This is a genomic window from Yersinia canariae, assembly GCF_009831415.1.
Taxonomy (GTDB): domain Bacteria; phylum Pseudomonadota; class Gammaproteobacteria; order Enterobacterales; family Enterobacteriaceae; genus Yersinia; species Yersinia canariae.
The window spans coordinates 2,194,799-2,215,940 of record NZ_CP043727.1; the positions used below are offsets into that span (position 1 = coordinate 2,194,799).

The window sequence follows — 21,142 nt, forward strand, 5'->3', positions numbered from 1 at the left end:
TAATATGACTTCACTCACTACCTCGGAACCCTGATGAGGGGCAATGTTTGGACTGAGTGATATGCAGCTTATGGAATGAAATATTTATCGGTAAGTCATTAAATGGAATTTTTTATTTTAGCGATTGCAGACGTCATAATGAGTGTATTGGTGACAATATTTTCTTTTGTTCTTTCAGTATCACTATTTGTTATTACCACGGTATATTCTTCCATCCGCGGCCCTCAATAGAAACGCATTTTAATGACCTCACGTGCATTTGCTACTATAGCCGGTGGAATAGTCTTTGGGGCTGTCATATAAAGGCCAGTTTCTATTTTTGAAATATTAACTTGAGGCCAAGAAGGCCCATGACTACACCACCAAGACGGTCAAAGTATATTTTGAACCGCATATAATAGTTCCGTGGAACTGGGGCGGAGAGAAGGCAAGCAACAATGGCATACCAAATGAGATCAATCAGGAATGCTAAACCAGGCAAAACAATATACATCCAGCCAGCGATATTCTGGGTCAGGATGGCGGCGAATATTCCCCCAAAAACCAGGGCTGTATTGGGGTTGCTGATTTGTGTCATGAGGCCAATATAAAATGAGCGGGACAGACTACGTTGCGCCACCGCTTCAGATTCAAATTTTAGTGTCCTTTTAGGGGCGAAGAACATTTTAAATGCTAAATAGATGAGATAAAGCCCGCCTCCGACTTTAAGAGACATATAGAGCCAAGGTACGGTCAATAACAATGATTGCAAGCCCAATAAAGCCACGAAGGCAAAGAATGCACATCCCGTCCCCATGCCGAATGCCACGGCTAAACTATTTTTAAGTGAAGAAGACATTGCTGTCCGGGCAACAAGAATAAAACTTGGCCCAGGTGACATGGCCCCTAATGCGATAACACCACTTATAGTTAAAACTGAAACAATAGCGCTATCCATTTTTGAAACTCCTATATGTATTCTTTTAATTTTTACGCGCCATATTTCACAAAATCAATTGGTTTGCATCGCCGGAGCTTAATTCAAAATTAACCACTGAATATTTAAGCTAATAGCTAAGACAGCACTACAACATCTAACAATAAGATTGAAAGACAGTTTTATGCTTTATCGCTCAATCGCCAAAAACAAAACAGCCAGTGAGAGGGTTAGTCTAACTGGCTGTTATTTAATGATTTAAATTATAGATAAATCACAATGTTGGGTAGTCGGTATAACCTTTAGCACCACCACCATAGAAAGTCTCGCCGTCTGGTTCATTCAGTGGCGCATTTTGCTGCAAACGCTCAACCAGATCCGGATTGGAAATATAGCTACGGCCAAAGGCGACGGCATCAATAAATCCTTTCTCAATCAGGTCTTCGGCTTTTTCTGCAGTATAGGCACCCGCACCGACAATCACACCTTTGAAACGTGCGCGCACGGCATCGCGGAAAGCATCTGAGTAAGGCTTACCACCGGCCCAGTCTGGCTCAGAAATATGCAGGTACGCGATATGACGTTTGTTTAATTCTTCTATCAGATACAACGCGGCTTCTTCTTGGTCTTCACCATTATCCAGACCATTGAATGGCCCCAAAGGTGAAATACGAATACCAATATGTTCAGCGCCCCATTCGGCCGCAGTGGCATCAACCACTTCCAGTGTCAGACGAGTACGGTTTTCAATGCTGCCACCGTATTGGTCGGTACGTTGGTTCGATGCCGGAGACATAAATTGGTGCAATAAATAGCCATGGGCCGCGTGCAGTTCAATATAATCAAATCCAGCTTCACGGGCATTAGCTGTTGCCTGGCGGAAATCATTAATGATGCCAGGGATCTCATTCGTTTCTAGTGCGCGCGGGGTAGAGCAGGGAACACGAACCCAAGCGCCGGTTTCGTCGCGTACTGTGGTGCGGGTATCTGCGGCAATGGCCGAAGGGGCCACGGGTGCTTGTTGACCCGGCTGCAAACTGTTGTGTGAAATACGACCAACATGCCATAACTGCACAGCAATATGTCCGCCTTCATCATGCACGGCTTGAGTGATTTTTTTCCATGCGGTTAACTGCTCTTGAGTGTGTAACCCCGGAGCACCGGCATAGCCTTTCGCCTGGAAAGAAATCTGTGTGGCTTCGGTGATAATCAAACCCGCACTGGCACGTTGACGATAATATTCAGCCATTAAAGGTGTTGGGATATCACCTGGCTCAATACTGCGTAAACGCGTCAGTGGAGCCATAAATACACGGTTCGGCAAAGTGAGCGCGCCAACCTTCACAGGGGAGAACAGTTTAGCAGTCTTCATGGTGCATCCTATATTAATAGACCAGTCGACTAGAGACTGGGTAAATCCTGAAAACAAAAAAGTATAGATTCAGGATCATTGGATTATTGGGCAGGTTGTAAAATCAGTTCAATACTTTCTAGCGCACAAGTCAGCGGCGCAACTGATCGTTTCACCTTCGCGCGCAACGACGCGCCTAGCCACAGGGCATAGAGCGTTTCTGCGGTGGCAGCAGGGGAAAGCGTGATGCGCAGCGAGCCTTCTTTAATACCGGCTTCGATAGCATCTTGCAAACGACCAATGACGCGAGCAGTGCCGATATCTAGCGCATGGCGCATAGGTTCGGATAAATCACTTACTTCGGCTGATAGTTTAACCGCCAGACAAGCATTGTGGCATTCACTACCACAATAGTTGGCAATAGCTTGAGCAAAATAGTGCAGCAGGTGATGGCGTTTATCACCTTGTGTTCCCGTTAACAGGTTTTCCATTTCAGCGTCATAGCGATCAAAATAGCGCTGTAGCATCGCCTCACCGAAGACTTCCTTTGAGCGGAAATAGTGATAAAACGACCCTTTCGGGATACCCGCAGTGGTGAGTAATTGGCTGAGACCCATGCCATTAAAGCCAAGGCGCAGGCTGAGGCTCTCACCGGTTGCTAACAAATGTTCACGGGTGTCTACGTGTGTGTGCTGTATTTTGTTCATGACTAAAAGCTTAATAGACCGATCGGTCTAGGTCAAGAAAAAAATGCCAGCAGAGGGGACGCTGGCATTAAAATCATTATCTATGGGCTATTTATTAGTACTTTTTGTTGGCTAACCTTCACTTCGACATTTCTGTAGCAAATCCATTCCAGATTGATATTCAGTAGTTTGAATATTCATCATCCCCAATAGGGTGTGGAAGAGATTATCTTGCGAAATTTCATCATGTTGTGCGCTATCGGCTACACATTGGCGATTTATGCCATAGTTTTTTGTATATTCAGGTGATAACCACATTAAAAAAGGTATGTGTGTCTGCTGGCTGGGGGCAAACATGTAGGGCGTTCCGTGTAAATACAGGCCATTTTCGCCTAATGACTCACCGTGATCAGAGAGGTAGACCAGGGCGGTGTTAAATTTATTATTATGTTGTTGCAGTAATTTAACGGTGCTATCGAGCATCGCATCAGTGTAAAGAATGGAGTTGTCATACGTATTTACCAGTTCCTGTGACGTGCAATCTTGAATTTGGTTGCTATCACAGGTTGGGGAAAACTGACGTGTTTCTGCTGTGGAACGGCGGTGATAAGCGGGGCCATGGCTCCCCATTTGGTGCAATACAATGACTGCATCACCTTGTAATCCATTGATATAATCATCTAACTTGTAGAGCAATGCATTGTCTAAGCAGACACCATTTTCACACTCGACAGTTAATTGTAACTGAGTCACATCTTGGTGAGGAATTCGGTCACAGGCACCTTTGCAACCACCGTCATTTTCCCGCCACAACACATTCAACCCGGCATGAGCAAGAATATCCATCAAGCCCTCCTGATGGCTGGCAAGTGTGGCATCATAATTTTTACGCGACATATTCGAGAACATACAGGGCACGGAAACCGCGGTTTCTGTTCCGCAAGAAGAGGCCTTTTGGAAATAGATAACATCCTGTTTTTGTAAGCGAGGATTAGTTTCCCGCTCATAGCCGCCCAACGAAAAATTCTCTGCTCTGGCTGTTTCTCCGACCACTAAAATCACCAGTGTTTTCTTTGGTTGCCCGCTAATTAAAGGGCCTTTATGGGCATCTTCTCCGATTGTCACGAGTGACATATTACTGGCGAAATATTTATGTTTAGCAAACTGAAAACTACCGCTGACAAAATTGGATGGCGTCAGCATCTTAACGATACTTTTATTATTACGGATAAGTGAGGCGTAATCTTTATAAAACAGTGTGGCGACGAGCATGATAATGACAGTTGATATCAGTATGTTGGTTACACGCAGCCCCAACATATACCACCAAGGGCGGGTTGCCCTGATATGCACAAAACAGATAACAATGGCCGGGAAAATACCCAATATCAGCAGCCACAAGGCCATGCGCGGAGTGAAAAGGGCGGTGGCTTCCTGTGAATTGGTTTCAAACGCGTTCTGCATCATATTGGCGTCAATGACAGCACCGTAACTGAACATAAAATAGTTAGCTGCCGCGCCGCCTAATAGAAATATAATAATGAGCGGTTTGCGCAGCACTGGCACCGCTAATAGACTAAAAATGATATTGAGGGCGCAGAAAATAACGACCGGAATGGTCGCGGCAAATAAGTAGCTGTCACTGCTGTCAAAGTGAATGAGCGACCAGGCTTTATCAATAAACAGTGCATTCTGGAAAAGAGTAAAAAACAGCGCCGTGGCTAAAATAAAAACCAATCCGTTACACTGTAACTTATATCGAACATTCATTGTGAAAATCAAACCCTACAGTTCACTAATTGATTGAATGCTACTGAATGAAACTTAAGATAACCTTAGTGGTTGGAGCGCTGTGTTGGTCACGATGAGAAATAGGGACTTGTCAGGCGCGTCGAAGCAGTCTTCAATTAAAGTGTTAGCAGTAGGAGGCTATTTGGCTCAGCAACTTGAGTTTTTTGACATCCCCAGTCCGTGCCGTGGTATCTGTCAAACAGATGACCGTGGCTTTTGTCGTGGCTGCATGCGTAGCCGGGATGAGCGCTTTAATTGGATGAAAATGAGTGACCCACAAAAGCGGGATGTCCTGCGGTTATGCCGTCAACGCCTATTGCGCTTGCAGCGCGCCAATAAACAACTGGACGACCCATTGCCAGAACAGCCTTCATTATTCTGATTCAACATTATTTTGTCTTACCGTTTAGCGATTATGGCGATTTAGTTACTCAGCCCCAATTCATTGGTCAGGGAGGATTTACCCTTTCTGTCGGTTGTGTATGCTGATAGGCAGATAAACAAATGAGGTAGCTAATAATGGATACACGTAGCCAACTGGCTCCGCTAGGGCCTGAGTTTTCCCGCATGATTTGCGGATATTGGCGGCTGATGGAATGGGGCATGACACCGGAACAATTGCTAGCTTTTATCGAGCAACATATTGAATTGGGTATCACTACCGCTGACCACGCTGATATTTATGGCGGTTATCAATGCGAACAGGCATTCGGGCAAGCATTGCGCCTTAAACCCTCCCTGCGTAGCCAACTGGAATTAGTCAGTAAATGTGGTATTGCCACCACGGCTAAACCAGAACATGCGCTGGGGCATTATATTACGGATCGTTCTCATATTATTGAAAGTGCTGAACAATCTTTAACCCATCTGCACACAGATTATCTCGATTTATTGCTAATTCATCGGCCAGACCCATTGATGGATGCTGATGAAGTTGCTGAGGCATTCACTCAATTACACAAAAGCGGCAAAGTAAAACATTTTGGTGTTTCAAACTTTTCGCCTGCGCAATTCAGCTTGTTGCAGTCACGCCTGCCGTTTTCTCTGGTCACTAATCAGGTGGAAATTTCACCTCTGCACCAGCCAGCCATTGTGGATGGGACGCTGGATGCTTGCCAGCAGTTACGTATTAAGCCCATGGCATGGTCTTGTTTGGGCGGTGGTCGCTTGTTTAGTGATCCTGAATTCCAGACATTACGTAATGAGTTGCAGGCCATTGCTGATGAGATTGGCGCGGAAAGTATCGAACAAGTGGTGTATGCCTGGGTGCTGCGCTTACCTTCGGCACCATTACCCATTATTGGTTCCGGCAAGATAGAGCGCGTTAAAACCGCGTGGGCATCACTTTCCCTGACGATGACGCGGCAGCAGTGGTTCCGTATTCGCCGCGCCGCTTTGGGCTATGACGTGCCTTAAGCCCATTTTTTTGCGCCAGCGAGCCTCAGGCTGGCGCAACTTTATTCTCCTCGCCAGGCACCGCCAACTGGAGCTGTGTTAGCGAGCAATACAGCCGCCAAATCAGCCCGGCCAGTTCTCGTCCCGACGCATCCGGATATTGTCCTAAAATAGCACTCATTCGTTGCAATTCCTGTAACGTGGCTTGCAATGAACTTGGCTGGACACCTTTCTCTGTCATACACCCTTTTAAGCAATGAATGCAGACATCTCGCACGGCGGACAGTGGCGCAGAGGTGGTTTGCCAATCCCGCAACTGCCAGACCACATGACTACAATTGAGCAGCACCATTCCCCAGCGGAGCAGCCACAGGCGGGCCAGTTGATCTTTGCTGAGATTGAGTTGACTGATGCGGTGATATATCAGTGATTCAAATTGATTCTGATTTTGTTGTGGGTGGTCACTGAGTTGATCGATAAAATCACGCCGCAGCATGCGAATAATTCGCCGACTTTTACGTTTGTCAGAGCTGGGGCGCAGTAGCTGAAATGCCACGCCAGCTAACATCACACCAACTAATTTGCCAATATTATCATTTAGAAATTCCTGATAATCATAGCTGGGCGGGTTGGTTACACTCAGGAATGACCCCATAAACACAATCAATTGCCCCCACAAGGATGCATAAGCTGGATGCTGGAGTTTCATCATCTGCATGGTGATTAAAATGGGGAATAGCAGTGCGGCAAATTGCCAGAAATCATCAAGTTGCACCATTACGCCAAATTTCAGGATAAAGCAGCTAATGGAGAGTAAAACAATGGCTTTCACCAGTGTGGCAATGCTGTCAGTGGGCGACGGGGTGGCAGAGTAGAGCACGCAACTCACGGCCGCCAATGCCAGCGCGGCACTGCCCGCGCTCCATTGTGTGTGTATCCAGAATGCGCAGCCAATAACAATGCATGCAAAAGTCCGCAGACCATTATAGGCGGCCTCATAGGTGTCAGTGTGTCGGGCGAGAGAGGTCACGGGAGGGGGTGACAACACGCCGCTTTCAGGTTCTTTATCCAGTTGTGCTAACCAGCGGTTGACTTGCAAATATAACCCACAGAAATGCCGCAATCGTAACCAGAAAGCTCGATGGCGATAATCAAACTCATCATGGGGAGCAATGTGCTGAAGGATCTTGGCGACCTGATATCTATCACAATCTGGTTGCTGTAAGGCCGTGAGCAATTGCGCCAATACGCTGGGCAAGTTCTCTGGTGGAGATGGCCAGTTAGCTAGCATACGGCGTAAGCTGGTAATCACGCTGGTGATACGTAATTGGCGATGCAGAATAAAATTCAATACATTGTTTTGCCGACGTAAGCGGTAATGGCTCCAAAATGCCTGAATTCGCAGCAAATTCATGGTGAGGATTTGCCCAATCAGGCTCTCATGCGAGGTGCGAATCTGCGGATTTTGTTCTGTTTGCCATAATAATTCCGCATGTTCCAGCAAGCGAGATTGCATCCGGCGCAATGATGTCAGCAGCGCTTCGCCATCTGAGGTGCTGGGCAGTAGCATCATCATCAGGCCGCCACAGAGAATGCCGGTAATCACTTCACAGACTCGGGCCTGGGCGATATCAAATATTTGTTGGGTATCAGTGGTGTTGACGGTAGAAAAGGCAATGATGGCGGTGGTGTAGCCCGCCAACGCAAAAGCATAAGAAACGTTATTCTGATAGTGATTTGAGACAAAAGTGCATAAGGCAATCCAGGCGGCAATGACAAAGGTAAACAGCCAGGGGTCATTGAGGCAATGTCCGGCAATCATCAGTGATGCCGCAGCGCCAATAAGACTACCAATGACCCGGCCAATACTTTTGCTTATCACGCCACCGACGGTGGGGAAACTGACCACTGCCGCGGACGTCATCGCCCAGTAGGGTTCGTCTAAATTCAGCGCAAATGCAATCCACAGCGCCAAACACATGGCCAGCGAATTACGCAGCGCGTAACGCCATTGACCCGCATTAGCCTTACCCCACGGGGTTTGCCGCCACGAGGGGAGAGTCAGGCGCATCTCTTAATCCACCAGAGAAATTGTACAGGTGGTGCCCGCAATCAGCGTGACATCGGCGGGTACATCCAGCAATTTAATCCTCACTGGAACCCGCTGTGCCAGGCGCACCCACGGGACATTAGGTTTCACGTCCACTAGCAAACTATCGCTGGTATCGACACTTTGGTCATAAATAGCACGACCAATACTTTCGACCACACCCCGTAAAGGAATGTTGCCATTATACAAAACAATTTTGGCCTCATTACCTTCTCTAATGTGTCTTAGCTTGGTTTCTTCGAAATAACCCATCACATAGAATGAATCGGTATCTATTAGCGCGACTAATGGAGTACCCGCGGTTGCGTAGTTACCCACGCGAGTCTGTAAATTAGTGATATATCCATTGGCCGGCGCATAAATACGGGTTTTACTGAGGTTCCATTTGGCCTGTTCGAGGTTTGCTTGCGCCCCCTGATACGCCGCTTTCATACTGTCCGCAGTTAAGTTGGCGATATCGAGATCTTCACCTGAAATGATATTTTTGGGTAAATTTCGGCGACGTTCGGCCTCATGATTGGCTTTGGCCAGTTCGGCTTGAGCACGGATAACGGCCGCTTGGGCATTATCCAGAGCTAATTGATAGGGTTGTGGGTCAATCACAAATAATAGGCTGCCCGAACTTACCAACTGGTTATCATGAACTAATATTTTAACCAACCGACCGGAGACTTCTGGCGTGATGCTGACTAATTCAGCCCGGACTTTACCATCGCGAGTCCAGGGCGATTGCATATAATAATTCCACATCCACCAACCGGCACAGAGTGCGAGGGCGAATACGATAACTGAAGAGAGGTATTTAAGAGACTGATGATTCATATCAATTTACCAACTGACTAATATCCATAAAGAAACACTGACCGCAATGACAAAAATGGACAGATCCATTAATATTGGATGCCAGATGTCACCAGAGTAGATCCAATTCCGTAGCACATGATGGATCAGTAGCCATAACACCAAACCTAGCATAACCGCCTTAAATATCGGCGGGAAATAGATAGAGGCACCTAAAACCAGGTCTGACATCGGTGCATTTATGGATAATATAGATACATACATAAGGTTAATCCTTAAGAGGTAATTTTAGTAAATACTTAATTTTTGCTAAAGGATTCCCCGTATTTATTGCTATTGTCCTAGCATCGACGGTATATATACATTTGTGTTTTTAATGTTAATTACCCAAAATAGACCGGACTCTGGTAGTTATGCTAGCACGCTAAATAAAAGGAGGAGCAATTGGAATCGACATTAGGATCTGATTTAGCACGATTAGTTCGCGTTTGGCGCGCACTTATCGACCATCGGTTGAAACCGCTGGAGCTGACCCAAACGCATTGGGTTACCTTGCATAACATTAATCGTTTACCACCTGAGCAATCACAGATTCAACTGGCAAAAGCGATTGGTATCGAACAACCATCATTGGTTAGAACCTTAGATCAACTGGAGGAGAAAGGGCTAATCACACGCCATACTTGCGCAAATGATCGGCGTGCAAAGAGGATAAAACTGACGGAACAGTCTTCACCAATAATAGAGCAGGTTGATGGTGTTATCTGTTCCACTCGTAAAGAAATTCTTGGGGGAATTTCGCCAGATGAGATTGAATTATTATCTGGTTTGATTGATAAGCTCGAGAGAAACATTATTCAATTACAAAGTAAGTAAAATAAAGTTTTACGTCTCTATTCACAGCAGAAAGAAAATTTTTAGCAGTAAAAAAACAAGCCAGAGATTATTATGATCTCTGGCTTTTACAGGTTGCATCAATAAATCTGTTTCGAGATGGCGATTAGCGCGGACTTACCGTCACGGTACTGCCACTGCTGGCGAGCATGACGCGCTGACCAACGCTAAAGCGGGTTGGGCCTTGCTTCTGTACAACCAGAATAGTGGTGCCATCGTCTTTACGTACTTCAAGCTGTACGCCGTCAGTACGGTTCATTGCGCCCTGAACCCCTTGTCCTGCCATACCACCAGCAACCGCACCGGCTGCTGTCGCCAGACTACGGCCAGTACCACCGCCGACAGTATTACCCAGGAAACCACCCAACACGGCACCACCAATAGCGCCCATCACATTGTTGTCATCACCACCTTGAATAGTGACCGGACGAACTGAAAGCAATGTACCGTAAGTCACGGTTTGTACTTGCTTAGCTTGTGAGGCACTAAAAACATCACCCGATAAAGTGTTATTGTTGGCACAACCGGTCAGAGTAACCGCAGCAATAGCAACGGCGATTAATGGCTTGATCATAAAAACTCCTATTAAAATGCATAACCGTATTACGGTTCAGTATGCCTGGTATATCCAAATCCAGCCCATTGACGGCCTAGTATTTGCATAAAGTATGGCTTACCCAAATATTTATTTCACTACTTAACGTATTTTTGACGGTGTGTTTGATTTTTTGACCACATCGATGGAAACGCAGCTTAGCGGTTTACACTTCAACCAATATTAAACGGCGGTTTAACTTTCTTAAAGTAAGAAATTTCACTGCCATAACTCATACTGAAAGTATTAGTGACTTTTATGTGACCCTTCTTGCAAATAAAAATCATTCTTTAAGATATGGCCCTATGGCGGTATACACTTAAAAAAGTATATCTTTTCATGGTGTTAATTTTATTATTCTGACTTGGCGTGCGCAAAGTCTCATTGCTATTTTGTCCCTAAATAGGAAATAAGGTCATTGCTATGAAATCAGGCCGTTTTATTGGAGTGATGTCAGGAACCAGTCTGGATGGCATCGATGTGGTGCTGGCCGCCATTGATGAGCGCATGGTGGCTCAGCAGGCCAGCCATTGCCACCCGATGCCATTACAGCTAAAAAAAGACATTCTCGGCATGTGCCAAGGGCAGTCAACCACATTATCCGCAGTGGGGAAACTCGATGCCCAATTAGGGATATTATTTGCTGAGGCGGTGCTGGCTCTATTGGCCAAAGAGGGGTTGACAGCGCAAGACATCACGGCGATTGGTTGCCATGGGCAAACGGTATGGCATGAACCGCTGGGAGAACCTGCCTTTACGATACAATTAGGTGACAATAATCGCATTGCCGCCATGACGAAAATTGCCACAGTTGGGGATTTCCGTCGGCGGGATATGGCCTATGGCGGGCAGGGCGCGCCTCTGGTGCCAGCTTTCCATCATGCATTACTGGCCCATGCCACTGAACGGCGAATGGTTTTGAACATCGGTGGCATCGCAAACTTATCTATGCTCTTACCTGATTTACCGGTGCGGGGTTTTGACACCGGCCCGGGAAATATGCTGATGGACGCCTGGATTTGGCGTAATCGCGCGTTGCCTTATGATAACGATGCTGCTTGGGCCTTGTCAGGTAAGGTCAATCAACCGCTATTGGAACTGATGTTCAGTGACCCATACTTTGCGAAACCTGCGCCGAAAAGCACCGGGCGCGAGTATTTCAATGCTGGGTGGCTGGATAAGCAATTGACTAAAATTCCGGGGATAAAACCCGAAGATATCCAGGCGACACTCGCGGAGTTAACCGCACTTTCTATTGCTGAACAAGTCCAGTTGGCCGGGGGCTGTGAGCGGTTGCTGGTCTGCGGCGGCGGGGCGAGAAACCCCTTAGTTATGTCGCGGATGTCAACATTACTGCCCGGCACCGAAGTGTGTGTCACCGATGATTTTGGTGTCAGCGGCGATGATATGGAGGCGCTGGCATTCGCCTGGCTCGCATTTCGAACGCTATCGGGTAAATCGGGTAATTTGCCATCAGTGACCGGTGCCAGTTGCGAAACCATTTTAGGAGCAGTCTATCCTGTATCGTCACGATGACGGTGTTAAGCTGCCATAGGTTATGGTGGCTTATTCATGCAATAAGGACGGCAAAATGAACTATTTATTGAGAGTGACCGCAGTATTGGGCGCGACAGCCGTATTCATGTTGTCGGGGTGCAGTTTGGTGCAACCGAAGAATGAAACTTTACATTACCAATGTGGGACCACCAAACTGAAGGTCATGCAGGACAATAAACAAGATAAAGTCAGTTTGGTTTTAGATGGTAAACAGTTGAGCTTGCCGCAAGTGCGTGCGGCATCCGGCACTAAATACAGTGATGGGCATTATACTTTCTGGTCGAAAGGAAATACGGCTTTTGTTGAGCGTGACGAAAAGGTCATCATCAATGACTGTGTTTTGATCAAATAATCAGGTCGTTGTCGGCTTAGGGTGATTGTGATTCTGTTGCTGCAAGGGCAGAATGATAATCACTGCTTTCCTGTGCATAACAGAGCTTATATGACTGACAATAATGAATTTGATGTTGCAGACTTGCGCCGTGAATATGTCCGTGGCGGTCTCCGTCGTAGTGATTTAACCGAAAATCCCTTGGAATTGTTTGAGCGCTGGCTAAAACAAGCCTGTGATGCGCGTTTGCCTGATCCGACGGCAATGTGCGTGGCAACCGTCGATGCTACTGGCCAGCCTTATCAGCGGATTGTGCTGCTAAAGCATTATGATGATCACGGTTTGGTGTTTTACACCAATTTGGGGAGTCGTAAAGCACAGCAATTAGCTGAAAACCCACATATTAGCTTGCTATTCCCCTGGCATATGCTGGACCGACAGGTCATTTTTCTGGGGAAAGCAGAGCGCCTTTCCACCCTCGAAGTGCTGAAATATTTCAGCTCCCGCCCCAAAGACAGCCAGATTGGCGCTTGGGTATCCCAGCAATCTTCGCGAATTTCCGCCCGTGGCGTGCTGGAAAGTAAATTTCTCGAGCTAAAACAAAAATTCCAGCAAGGTGACGTCCCGCTACCCAGCTTCTGGGGCGGATTCCGCGTTAAATTCGACTCCGTCGAGTTTTGGCAAGGGGGCGAACACCGCTTGCATGACCGTTTTATCTATCAACGGGATGCCGAAGCATGGAAAATTGACCGTTTAGCCCCTTGAACACGATGAAATAATTGTGGTTAATCCTAGCGCTCGTATGGCAGGCGCTTTATTCTATACCCTTCGTACTTGAAGTCGCAGGGGGGTGTATTCCCCCACTTTATGGGTTTGCATAAATATTGTTCAAATCGGCTGTCGGCCGACTTGTTATGCGCTTGCTGCCTACCTGCAATTCCAAGTTCTTGGGGTATATTCTGATTACTCTGAAGAAGACAATTTTTGTAAAAGACAATGGAGTCGTTGATGACCAGCAGCAACCTAATTAAACAATTGCAAGAGCGGGGCCTCGTTGCCCAGGTTACGGATGAAGACGCGTTAGTAGAGAAACTGGCGCAAGGGCCAATTTCACTGTATTGCGGTTTTGATCCGACCGCAGACAGCTTGCATTTAGGTCATCTGGTTCCGTTGTTGTGCCTAAAGCGTTTCCAACTGGCAGGGCATCGCCCGGTTGCTTTAGTTGGCGGCGCTACCGGTATGATAGGTGACCCAAGCTTTAAAGCCAGCGAACGTAAGCTGAATACTGAAGATACTGTGAATGAGTGGGTGGAGAAAATCCGTCGTCAGGTGTCCCCATTCCTGGATTTTGATTGTGGTGAAAACAGCGCCATTGCCGCTAATAACTACGATTGGTTTGGTGGCATGAATGTGCTGACTTTCCTGCGCGATATCGGCAAGCACTTCTCTGTTAATCAGATGATTAATAAAGAGGCGGTGAAGCAGCGCCTGAATCGTGATGATAGCGGCATTTCGTTTACTGAGTTTTCCTACAATCTGTTGCAAGCTTATGATTTTGCTTGCCTGAATGAAGCACACGGCGTGGCATTGCAAATCGGTGGTTCTGACCAATGGGGTAACATTACCTCCGGTATCGATTTGACTCGCCGTCTTCACCAGCAGCAGGTTTATGGCCTGACCGTTCCACTGATAACCAAAGCAGATGGCACCAAGTTTGGTAAAACCGAAGGCGGGGCAGTGTGGCTTGATCCGAAGAAAACCAGCCCTTACAAATTCTACCAATTCTGGATCAATACCGCAGATGCTGATGTTTATCGTTTCCTGAAATTCTTTACTTTCATGAGTCTGGAAGAGATCAACTCGCTGGAAGAAGAAGATAAAAACAGTGGTAAAGCGCCCCGCGCGCAGTATGTTCTGGCAGAAAATGTCACGGGCATGGTACATGGCGAGGAAGGTTTGGCCGCGGCGAAGCGCATTACTGCCAGCTTGTTCTCCGGTGATTTGAACGAAATGACCGAGGCTGATTTTGCTCAGTTGGCGCAAGATGGGATGCCCACCATTGAATTGAGCCGTGATGCGGATTTGCAACAGGCGTTGGTTAATGCCGAACTGGTTCCTTCCCGTGGTCAAGCGCGCACTATGATTAGCTCCAATGCTGTAGCCCTCAATGGTGAGAAGCAATCAGATCCGGAATACACTTTCACCGAGAGTGACCGTCTATTTGGGCGCTATACCTTATTGCGTCGCGGCAAAAAACATTATTGCCTGATTAGCTGGCTATAAGAGTAAAAGAAAATAAGGGGCTTGAATGTCCCTTATTTTTTGCTGATGGTTTATTCACTTTAGGCCGTACCAATGAAAAATATACTTTCAATTCAGTCACACGTTGTTTTTGGCCATGCAGGTAATAGTGCTGCTGAATTTCCTATGCGCCGGATGGGGGTTAATGTCTGGCCGCTGAATACAGTGCAGTTTTCGAATCATACTCAATATGGGCACTGGACGGGTTGCGTCATGCCAGCCAGCCATCTGACTGAAATTGTCCAAGGTATTGCCGATATTGATCGGCTGAAAGATTGTGATGCAGTATTAAGTGGTTATATTGGCTCACCTGAGCAGGGTGGGCATATTTTGGCGGCGGTCGCGCGAGTCAAGCAGGCTAATCCAAATGCTTGGTATTTTTGTGACCCGGTCATGGGGCATCCTGAAAAAGGCTGTATTGTGGCCCCCGGTGTGGCAGAGTTTTTCTGTAAAGAGGCATTGCCGGCCAGCGACATCATTGCGCCTAACTTGCTTGAACTGGAGCAACTCAGTGGTGTACGGGTAGAAAATGTTGAGCAAGCCGTCAATATTGCCCGAGACCTTTGTGCTAAAGGGCCGAAAGTGGTTCTGGTTAAGCACTTGAGCCGCGCCGGTTATAATCCTGACTGTTTTGAAATGTTATTGGTGACCGCTGAGGATGCCTGGCATATCAGCCGCCCGCTGGTGGATTTTGGCGCGCGTCAGCCTGTTGGTGTGGGTGATTTGACCAGTGGATTATTGCTGGTGAATTTACTCAAAGGTGAGCCATTAGATAAAGCGCTAGAACATGTGACTGCCGCGGTATATGAAGTTATGCTGAAAACTCAGGAGATGGGTGAGTATGAACTTCAGGTGGTTGCAGCACAGGACGCAATTGTTCATCCTACCTGCCAATTTACGGCGACGAAATTATAATCTGCCGCTAAAATGCCCCTGAATCAGGGGCACTGCCATTAATCTTAATCTAATTACTCATTTCTTTGCATCTTCAGCCGCGAGGGCTGCTTTTACTGCCGGGCGTTCAGCCACACGCGCCATAAATTTATCTAAATGGCTACGTTGTTTAATTTCAAGCTTCAGTGCATTGGCCCAGCGGGTCACGGTAAATAAATAGGCATCAGCCACACTGAATTTTGAGCCTAGCAGATAATCATGCTTTGCTAATTCGCTATCGACGTAGCTAAATTGCTTATCCAGGCGCTCGCAGGCAATGGCTTTATATTCATCGGGTGTTTTAGGGTTAAACAGTGGACTGAAACCTTTATGCAATTCAGTCGCCACGAAGTTTAGCCACTCAATAGCGTGATAGCGCGAAAGGGTGCCTGATGGGGCAATAAGATGGCGATCCGGCACTTTATCTGCCAGATATTGCACGATAGCAACCCCTTCAGTGAGCAGGCTACCGTCATCGAGCAACAGCGCAGGGACTTGTCCTTTGGGATTGATGCTTAAATAGTCTTCACCCGTTTCAGTTTTTTTAGTCGCCAGATCGACGCTTTCAATACTGAAGTCTAATCCCGATTCACGTAATACAATATGTGGGGATAAAGAGCAGGCACCGGGTTTATAGAACAATTTCATCACAAACTCCTTAATCAAGTACTGAAAGAAAAAGCTTCTGTAATCCTAAGGCAGGCAGACAAAAAATGCAGCCAGGGCAATGTAATATAATTATGCAGTAAGTACCTACAGTGGCGAATTTCCCCCACTGTAGGCTATCCATGACAATTATCTTAGTCAGTGGAAATCAATTACCGTGGTGGACGTGTGCTGATAGAAGCGGACCAGCTAAAGGTGGTGGTGCTTGGTGCTGTTTTTTTGGTTTTTCTTTCTACGCGGGTTAATTTGGCAACTTGTTCGCGGGCGTTCATGATTTTTTCTATTGCTTCGTCTTTCACTTTATTTTGTTCTGAGTTAGTTAATGCCCTTCCTATATTTATTCTGGCTTTATCGAGTTGCGTTTTGACATCGCGTTGCTCACTTTCGGTCATTTCTTTTAATGTCAGCTTTTTCATTTTTTTTGCCTTGTTTGCATCAGTCTCACACAGTGTACAACCTTATTCTGTGCGGGGATGTAAGAGATTGCGATCTGGGCGACATTAATCACGATAAAAGCCTGTTACGGCATTCAAATAGCACATTAGAGGCCCGCTCTCCGCAAAATTACACCGAGAGCGGATGCAGCAACACGTGACGGTGTCACAACAATCGCGAACCGTAACCCCACAGTAAGACGGTCAGGCCAAGAAGTAATTCTAAGACGAGCACCCCGATTGCAAATGTGGAGCCGGAGAAGATGAAACCTTCTTGCCGGTCAATATTTAAGAACGTGGGGATGCCCAAATACATCAAGTAACCGGCATAGCAAAGTGCAATTACCCCGACCAATAAGCACAACCAGATAATCGGGTAGAGGGCGACAACTCCGGCCAAAAACATCGGTGTGGCGGCATAACCGGCGAATAGAGTACAACTTTGCCAACTCGGGCGGCTTTCATAGCGGCGGGCCATCCAATAAATCACACGGCCCATTAGCGCGACGGCGGCCAGAATCAAAACATAGAAAATTGCAGCAGAATAGAGCGCGGTTAAGGTTGTCAGTTTTATGGTTTGGCCATCACCAAAATTCCAACCGACTTGCGTGGTGCCGATAAACGCACAAATTACCGGAATAGCAGCCATCAGGAGAATGTGATGCGCGTACATATGGCGTACGCTTTCGCCCTCACGTTTGATCTGCTGTAACTCTTGACCGGGGTGGATCATCAGCCCCCAAACATGGTTGATCATAAATCACCTCCTACCTGTTATCGACCGCCAACAACAGACCAATATCATCCTGATATGCCCTCAGGATAAGGGTTAACATTGTGCGGCCTAAGATCAGTATAGTTTATTTTTTGTACACGAATAATGTGAGGAAGTTATCATTATTAAGGCGGGCTATATTTATAGTCTCAGCAAATGTTTAAGATAAATGAGTGACTTAATAGCGCTATTTTAATAGGAGTAGGTTATGGGAATTCAGGGAAATGATAGTCGAATCGACAACATAGAGTTTGCCGTCAGTGATATTGCCCGCTCGAAAGATTTCTACGGCAAGGTTTTCAATTGGCGTTTTACTGAATATGGGCCGCAATATTGTGAGTTTACTGATGGGCGGCTCACCGGCGGTTTCACCACCTTGAGCGAGGTTCATCCCAATGGCGGGCCGTTAATCATTCTGTATGCGGATAATTTGGAACAGACGCAAAAACGGTTAGAAGATGCCGGAGCGACTATCGTGCTGCCAATTTTTGCTTTTCCGGGTGGGCGACGTTTCCACTTTACCGACCCCGATGGGTATCAGTTGGCGGTATGGTCAGATAACTGATGGGCGTCAGTGTTAAACAAAAAAAAAGCGCTCCCGAAAGAGCGCTTTTAGCCAACCGAATGTTTAAACGGCGGTGGCGGATGGTGCTTTGTTGCTTTCTGTCGGCGCTAAAGTCATGCGATACAGCTTTGGTGCGGTCAACATCATCAGCACGGCGATGATAGCGGTCACAATACCAATCTGCATAAATACATGGCTATAGATTGCCAGTGATGCATGGGCGTCGGTGATATCACTCGGTACCGCCGTCAATGCGGCAACTTTACCCGCGATCAGGGCAGCAGCGGCAGTGGTCAGGAACCATGACCCCATGATGAAGCCCATTAACCGCTGAGGCACTAACTGCGCAACCATCGCCAGACCCAGACCCGAAATCATCAATTCGCCGATGCTTTGCAGCGCATAGCTGAGAATCAACCAATTGACGGAAACAATCCCGTGTTCATTGGCGAAGCTTGCACCCCACGGCAGTACCAGGAAGGCTGCGGAACACAGTATCATGCCGAAAGCAAACTTGTGCGGCATAGGTAAGCGGTCGCCCATTTTGTTATAGATTGCGGCCAGTATCGGGCTGGCAACCATAATCCAGAATGGGTTCAATGCTTGATATTGTTCCGGCTCAAAGGCAATACCAAAGAGAGTATGTTCAACGTTATGAATGGCGAAGAAGTTCAGTGATGTTGGCATTTGGCTGTACAACACAAAGAACACGACCGCTTCGAGCATCAACAAGAAGGCCACGATCATTCTGCGGCGAGCGGTGCCGTGCAGTGAAAATGTCTCTTTAGCAAAGATGCAAATAATGCCGACGGAAACTAACGCCAGTGCCCAACGGGCCACTATCTGGTTGTGCAGCAACCAGCTCGACAAGGCAATCAGAGCAACGACGCCGACCAATACCATCAGCAGTTTTTTAAACTGTAATGGTGCGAAGTCAGGTTTAGAACCTTGATTTTTCACCCATTTACGGCAGAACCAGAAGTTCACCAAGGTGATCAGCATCCCGACAACACTCAGTGAGAATGCCACACTCCAGCCATATTTCACTGCCAACCATGGGGTCGCCAGCATAGAGAAGAACGAACCGATATTGACGGACATATAGTACATAGTGAATGCACCGTCCAAACGCGGGTCGTCTTTGTTATAGCAGGTTGAAAGCAGGGACGACGGGTTGGCTTTGAACAAACCATTACCCACGGCAATAGTTGCCATGCCCAGATAAACCCAGAAAATGTCATGGCCGGAGTAGGCAATCATGGCATAACCGACTGCTAGCGTCAGTGCGCCCAGCACAATGACACGTTTTGCACCGAGGACTTTATCTCCTAACCAGCCACCGATGGCAACAAAACCATAGACCAGGGCGCTGAAAGAGGAGAACAAAGTGATTGAATCGGCTTCGCTCATCCCAAGCATTTTTACCAGATAAACGGCCATGATCCCTTGTAGGCCGTAATAACCAAACCGCTCCCAAAGCTCGATAGAGAAAATCAGGTAAAACGCCTTCGGTTGCTTGAATGCATTCAGGCTGATTTCGGGTTGGCTGTTATTGGGTGGTTGCTGATTGTTGTTTGCTGTTGACACGGAAACCTCTGTTTTCACTACCTGACATAAATGACAGGAAAGACAAAAGTGAATGCACGAAATGGCATCCTTTTGCGTTGTTATAAGATGTTTAGCGGCGGTTAATGTTCACTATCTTTGTCAGCGAGACAAGTCTTTTGTAATGTTCTGTTACATATATCCTTGTCAGCGCGATAAGACTATGTTGCAAATGTTATGCAGTATTAACGTTTATGTTTTAGCTGTTTGGCGAATTTTTGTTTTGATTAAAAGCTGAACTGATTTTGTTTAGGGATATATTCTGCTATTTGGCTATTTTATGGTTCATATCGTTATATGTATGTGAATAACCAAATCAATATTGTGCTTATTATGAAAAGTCTGAAATTATCCAAAATCTGATTAAATGTTAACCAGTCAAAAGGCTGCATCTAACAGTGAACTGAGATCTGGATCAGAGAGTTGTGTAAATTTTTAGCCGGAAAAGGCCTCTACTGCAAAACATCTATCAGGGGCACAATGGTATACTGATGAAATCATGAAAATCTGAGATTGTGTATGGATATCAAGCAGCTTATCTATCTCTGTAATTTAGAGCGCGAGCGGCACTTTGGCCGCGCGGCTGAAGCCAGCTTTGTGAGTCAGCCGACATTGTCGATGCGCTTAAAGAATCTGGAGCGGGAGTTGGGTGTTGCTCTGATAAACCGTGGCAATAATTTTGAAGGATTTACCGCGGAAGGCGAACGTGTTTTGGCGTGGGCCAGAGAAATTGTCTCTGTCTATCAAGGGTTAAAACTGGAAGTCGAATCCCTAAAAAATGGTTTGAATGGCACACTGCGTATCGGCGTGGTGCCACAATGCAGTATCTCATTGGCTCGGCTGCTGAAAAGTGCCAGCGAGCGCTATCCGCAGTTGGACTATCGGGTCTCCGTGTTAAGTGCTGATCAGTTACTGGCGGCGTTGACGGGGCATTCAGTTGATGTGGGAATGGGTTTTTTTGAATTAGCGACATTGAATGAGCTGCATTTTCAAGCCCAACCACTGGTTGATCGCGGGGTCGATGTGGTTTTCCACCCGGAACATTTCCCGCAATTGATAGGCACCGAGCCGTTAACACTGTCTCAAGTTGTCGAATTACCCCTTTGTTTGGCGGAACCTAGCCGCTATTTTCGCCGTTATCTGGATAATAGCTTTCGCGACGCCGGTCTGTCATTGCATGCTCGGCTGGAAAGCACGTCTATATTTCAGTTGCTGCAAGGGGTCTTTGTCGGGCTGGGCTGCGGCCTGTTCCCGCAGGGCAGTTTGCTGGAGGACATGTCCCCGGCGTTGCAGCGAAGGCCATTGATTATTCCTAAGATGAGCCGCCATGCGGCGGTGGTGGTTGCTGAACCAGGGCGGGTGACGCCGCTGGCCCAGCACTTCTTTGATGTCACTCAGGAGTGGCTAACTTCCCACGAGGCGTGATGATTGGCATG

At 46.9% G+C, this 21,142-nt stretch carries 22 protein-coding genes; 10 read left to right on the forward strand and 12 right to left on the reverse strand.

Annotation, left to right across the window (positions count from 1 at the left end; genetic code table 11):
• Positions 1-313 precede the first annotated feature (313 nt).
• The 4 genes from F0T03_RS10160 to eptA form a co-directional block, all read right to left on the reverse strand.
• A complete protein-coding gene (locus F0T03_RS10160; protein ID WP_145556685.1) occupies positions 314-937 on the reverse strand; it encodes a LysE family translocator in 624 nt (207 codons plus the stop codon).
• 253 nt (positions 938-1,190) lie between these two features.
• Complete coding sequence (gene nemA / locus F0T03_RS10165; protein ID WP_145556684.1) at positions 1,191-2,288, reverse strand: alkene reductase; 1,098 nt, start codon at positions 2,286-2,288, stop codon at positions 1,191-1,193.
• Between the two features lie 83 nt (positions 2,289-2,371).
• Positions 2,372-2,974: a TetR/AcrR family transcriptional regulator gene (locus F0T03_RS10170; RefSeq protein ID WP_159678174.1), complete on the reverse strand. Its 603-nt coding sequence runs from the start codon at positions 2,972-2,974 to the stop codon at positions 2,372-2,374.
• 111 nt (positions 2,975-3,085) lie between these two features.
• Positions 3,086-4,723, reverse strand: a complete 1,638-nt coding sequence (eptA, locus tag F0T03_RS10175) for a phosphoethanolamine transferase EptA (RefSeq protein ID WP_159678176.1) — start codon at positions 4,721-4,723, stop codon at positions 3,086-3,088.
• 163 nt (positions 4,724-4,886) lie between these two features.
• Between eptA and F0T03_RS10180 the strand changes: the two genes are divergently transcribed.
• The gene (locus F0T03_RS10180) at positions 4,887-5,126 is read left to right on the forward strand and encodes a DUF1289 domain-containing protein (RefSeq protein WP_005165934.1); all 240 of its coding nucleotides are present in this window, start codon (positions 4,887-4,889) and stop codon (positions 5,124-5,126) included.
• 137 nt (positions 5,127-5,263) lie between these two features.
• Positions 5,264-6,160, forward strand: a complete 897-nt coding sequence (locus F0T03_RS10185; protein ID WP_159678178.1) for an aldo/keto reductase — start codon at positions 5,264-5,266, stop codon at positions 6,158-6,160.
• Positions 6,161-6,185: 25 nt separating this feature from the next.
• On the opposite strand, the gene F0T03_RS10190 is transcribed toward F0T03_RS10185, so the two are convergent.
• The 3 genes from F0T03_RS10190 to F0T03_RS10200 are packed head-to-tail and all read right to left on the reverse strand — an operon-like array spanning position 6,186 to position 9,314.
• A complete protein-coding gene (locus tag F0T03_RS10190) occupies positions 6,186-8,210 on the reverse strand; it encodes an FUSC family protein (protein ID WP_159678180.1) in 2,025 nt (674 codons plus the stop codon).
• 3 nt (positions 8,211-8,213) lie between these two features.
• Positions 8,214-9,071 (reverse strand): efflux RND transporter periplasmic adaptor subunit, encoded by an 858-nt coding sequence (locus tag F0T03_RS10195; protein WP_159678182.1) that lies wholly within the window; start codon positions 9,069-9,071, stop codon positions 8,214-8,216.
• 6 nt (positions 9,072-9,077) lie between these two features.
• Complete coding sequence (locus tag F0T03_RS10200; RefSeq protein WP_145556678.1) at positions 9,078-9,314, reverse strand: DUF1656 domain-containing protein; 237 nt, start codon at positions 9,312-9,314, stop codon at positions 9,078-9,080.
• Positions 9,315-9,494: 180 nt separating this feature from the next.
• Between F0T03_RS10200 and rovA the strand changes: the two genes are divergently transcribed.
• Positions 9,495-9,926, forward strand: coding sequence for a virulence master transcriptional regulator RovA (gene rovA / locus F0T03_RS10205; protein WP_004706617.1), 432 nt, complete (start codon positions 9,495-9,497; stop codon positions 9,924-9,926).
• A gap of 124 nt (positions 9,927-10,050) precedes the next feature.
• Here rovA and F0T03_RS10210 read toward each other — a convergent pair whose 3' ends face one another.
• Positions 10,051-10,518, reverse strand: coding sequence for an outer membrane lipoprotein (locus F0T03_RS10210; protein ID WP_005165921.1), 468 nt, complete (start codon positions 10,516-10,518; stop codon positions 10,051-10,053).
• Between the two features lie 444 nt (positions 10,519-10,962).
• Here F0T03_RS10210 and anmK point away from each other — a divergent pair, with 444 nt between their 5' ends.
• The 5 genes from anmK (at position 10,963) to pdxY (ending at position 15,643) form a co-directional block, all read left to right on the forward strand.
• Positions 10,963-12,075 carry an anhydro-N-acetylmuramic acid kinase gene (anmK, locus tag F0T03_RS10215; RefSeq protein WP_159678184.1) on the forward strand — a complete coding sequence of 371 codons (1,113 nt, stop codon included), beginning with the start codon at positions 10,963-10,965 and terminating at the stop codon, positions 12,073-12,075.
• A 55-nt stretch (positions 12,076-12,130) separates the two neighbouring features.
• Positions 12,131-12,448, forward strand: coding sequence for an MliC family protein (locus tag F0T03_RS10220; protein ID WP_145556676.1), 318 nt, complete (start codon positions 12,131-12,133; stop codon positions 12,446-12,448).
• A 90-nt stretch (positions 12,449-12,538) separates the two neighbouring features.
• Complete coding sequence (pdxH, locus tag F0T03_RS10225; protein ID WP_145556675.1) at positions 12,539-13,192, forward strand: pyridoxamine 5'-phosphate oxidase; 654 nt, start codon at positions 12,539-12,541, stop codon at positions 13,190-13,192.
• Positions 13,193-13,435: 243 nt separating this feature from the next.
• Positions 13,436-14,710 carry a tyrosine--tRNA ligase gene (gene tyrS, locus F0T03_RS10230; RefSeq protein WP_159678186.1) on the forward strand — a complete coding sequence of 425 codons (1,275 nt, stop codon included), beginning with the start codon at positions 13,436-13,438 and terminating at the stop codon, positions 14,708-14,710.
• A 72-nt stretch (positions 14,711-14,782) separates the two neighbouring features.
• Complete coding sequence (pdxY, locus tag F0T03_RS10235) at positions 14,783-15,643, forward strand: pyridoxal kinase PdxY (RefSeq protein ID WP_145556673.1); 861 nt, start codon at positions 14,783-14,785, stop codon at positions 15,641-15,643.
• A 57-nt stretch (positions 15,644-15,700) separates the two neighbouring features.
• Here the strand turns inward: pdxY and gstA are convergent, their stop codons facing one another.
• The 3 genes from gstA to F0T03_RS10250 form a co-directional block, all read right to left on the reverse strand.
• A complete protein-coding gene (gstA, locus tag F0T03_RS10240) occupies positions 15,701-16,309 on the reverse strand; it encodes a glutathione transferase GstA (protein ID WP_145556672.1) in 609 nt (202 codons plus the stop codon).
• Between the two features lie 170 nt (positions 16,310-16,479).
• Positions 16,480-16,743, reverse strand: a complete 264-nt coding sequence (locus F0T03_RS10245) for a YjbD family protein (protein ID WP_145556671.1) — start codon at positions 16,741-16,743, stop codon at positions 16,480-16,482.
• A gap of 184 nt (positions 16,744-16,927) precedes the next feature.
• The gene (locus tag F0T03_RS10250) at positions 16,928-17,518 is read right to left on the reverse strand and encodes a Yip1 family protein (protein ID WP_145556670.1); all 591 of its coding nucleotides are present in this window, start codon (positions 17,516-17,518) and stop codon (positions 16,928-16,930) included.
• Positions 17,519-17,744: 226 nt separating this feature from the next.
• Here F0T03_RS10250 and F0T03_RS10255 point away from each other — a divergent pair, with 226 nt between their 5' ends.
• A complete protein-coding gene (locus F0T03_RS10255) occupies positions 17,745-18,101 on the forward strand; it encodes a VOC family protein (protein ID WP_145556669.1) in 357 nt (118 codons plus the stop codon).
• Between the two features lie 63 nt (positions 18,102-18,164).
• Here the strand turns inward: F0T03_RS10255 and dtpA are convergent, their stop codons facing one another.
• Complete coding sequence (gene dtpA / locus F0T03_RS10260) at positions 18,165-19,688, reverse strand: dipeptide/tripeptide permease DtpA (RefSeq protein WP_162526932.1); 1,524 nt, start codon at positions 19,686-19,688, stop codon at positions 18,165-18,167.
• A gap of 537 nt (positions 19,689-20,225) precedes the next feature.
• Here dtpA and F0T03_RS10265 point away from each other — a divergent pair.
• On the forward strand, positions 20,226-21,131 hold the full coding sequence (locus tag F0T03_RS10265) for a LysR family transcriptional regulator (RefSeq protein ID WP_159678188.1): 906 nt from the start codon (positions 20,226-20,228) through the stop codon (positions 21,129-21,131).
• Positions 21,132-21,142: the final 11 nt, after the last annotated feature.

Excerpts from the sequence above, each read along its gene's own strand:
- F0T03_RS10250 (WP_145556670.1), bottom strand. The coding sequence starts at position 17,518 with ATGATCAACCATGTTTGGGGGCTGATGATCCACCCCGGTCAAGAGTTA.
- F0T03_RS10195 (WP_159678182.1), bottom strand. The coding sequence starts at position 9,071 with ATGAATCATCAGTCTCTTAAATACCTCTCTTCAGTTATCGTATTCGCC.
- pdxY (WP_145556673.1), top strand. The coding sequence starts at position 14,783 with ATGAAAAATATACTTTCAATTCAGTCACACGTTGTTTTTGGCCATGCA.
- F0T03_RS10220 (WP_145556676.1), top strand. The coding sequence starts at position 12,131 with ATGAACTATTTATTGAGAGTGACCGCAGTATTGGGCGCGACAGCCGTA.
- pdxH (WP_145556675.1), top strand. The coding sequence starts at position 12,539 with ATGACTGACAATAATGAATTTGATGTTGCAGACTTGCGCCGTGAATAT.
- F0T03_RS10185 (WP_159678178.1), top strand. The coding sequence starts at position 5,264 with ATGGATACACGTAGCCAACTGGCTCCGCTAGGGCCTGAGTTTTCCCGC.
- F0T03_RS10170 (WP_159678174.1), bottom strand. The coding sequence starts at position 2,974 with ATGAACAAAATACAGCACACACACGTAGACACCCGTGAACATTTGTTA.
- eptA (WP_159678176.1), bottom strand. The coding sequence starts at position 4,723 with ATGAATGTTCGATATAAGTTACAGTGTAACGGATTGGTTTTTATTTTA.
- F0T03_RS10255 (WP_145556669.1), top strand. The coding sequence starts at position 17,745 with ATGGGAATTCAGGGAAATGATAGTCGAATCGACAACATAGAGTTTGCC.
- gstA (WP_145556672.1), bottom strand. The coding sequence starts at position 16,309 with ATGAAATTGTTCTATAAACCCGGTGCCTGCTCTTTATCCCCACATATT.
- F0T03_RS10160 (WP_145556685.1), bottom strand. The coding sequence starts at position 937 with ATGGATAGCGCTATTGTTTCAGTTTTAACTATAAGTGGTGTTATCGCA.
- anmK (WP_159678184.1), top strand. The coding sequence starts at position 10,963 with ATGAAATCAGGCCGTTTTATTGGAGTGATGTCAGGAACCAGTCTGGAT.
- nemA (WP_145556684.1), bottom strand. The coding sequence starts at position 2,288 with ATGAAGACTGCTAAACTGTTCTCCCCTGTGAAGGTTGGCGCGCTCACT.
- tyrS (WP_159678186.1), top strand. The coding sequence starts at position 13,436 with ATGACCAGCAGCAACCTAATTAAACAATTGCAAGAGCGGGGCCTCGTT.
- F0T03_RS10245 (WP_145556671.1), bottom strand. The coding sequence starts at position 16,743 with ATGAAAAAGCTGACATTAAAAGAAATGACCGAAAGTGAGCAACGCGAT.
- F0T03_RS10265 (WP_159678188.1), top strand. The coding sequence starts at position 20,226 with ATGGATATCAAGCAGCTTATCTATCTCTGTAATTTAGAGCGCGAGCGG.
- F0T03_RS10210 (WP_005165921.1), bottom strand. The coding sequence starts at position 10,518 with ATGATCAAGCCATTAATCGCCGTTGCTATTGCTGCGGTTACTCTGACC.
- F0T03_RS10190 (WP_159678180.1), bottom strand. The coding sequence starts at position 8,210 with ATGCGCCTGACTCTCCCCTCGTGGCGGCAAACCCCGTGGGGTAAGGCT.
- F0T03_RS10200 (WP_145556678.1), bottom strand. The coding sequence starts at position 9,314 with ATGTATGTATCTATATTATCCATAAATGCACCGATGTCAGACCTGGTT.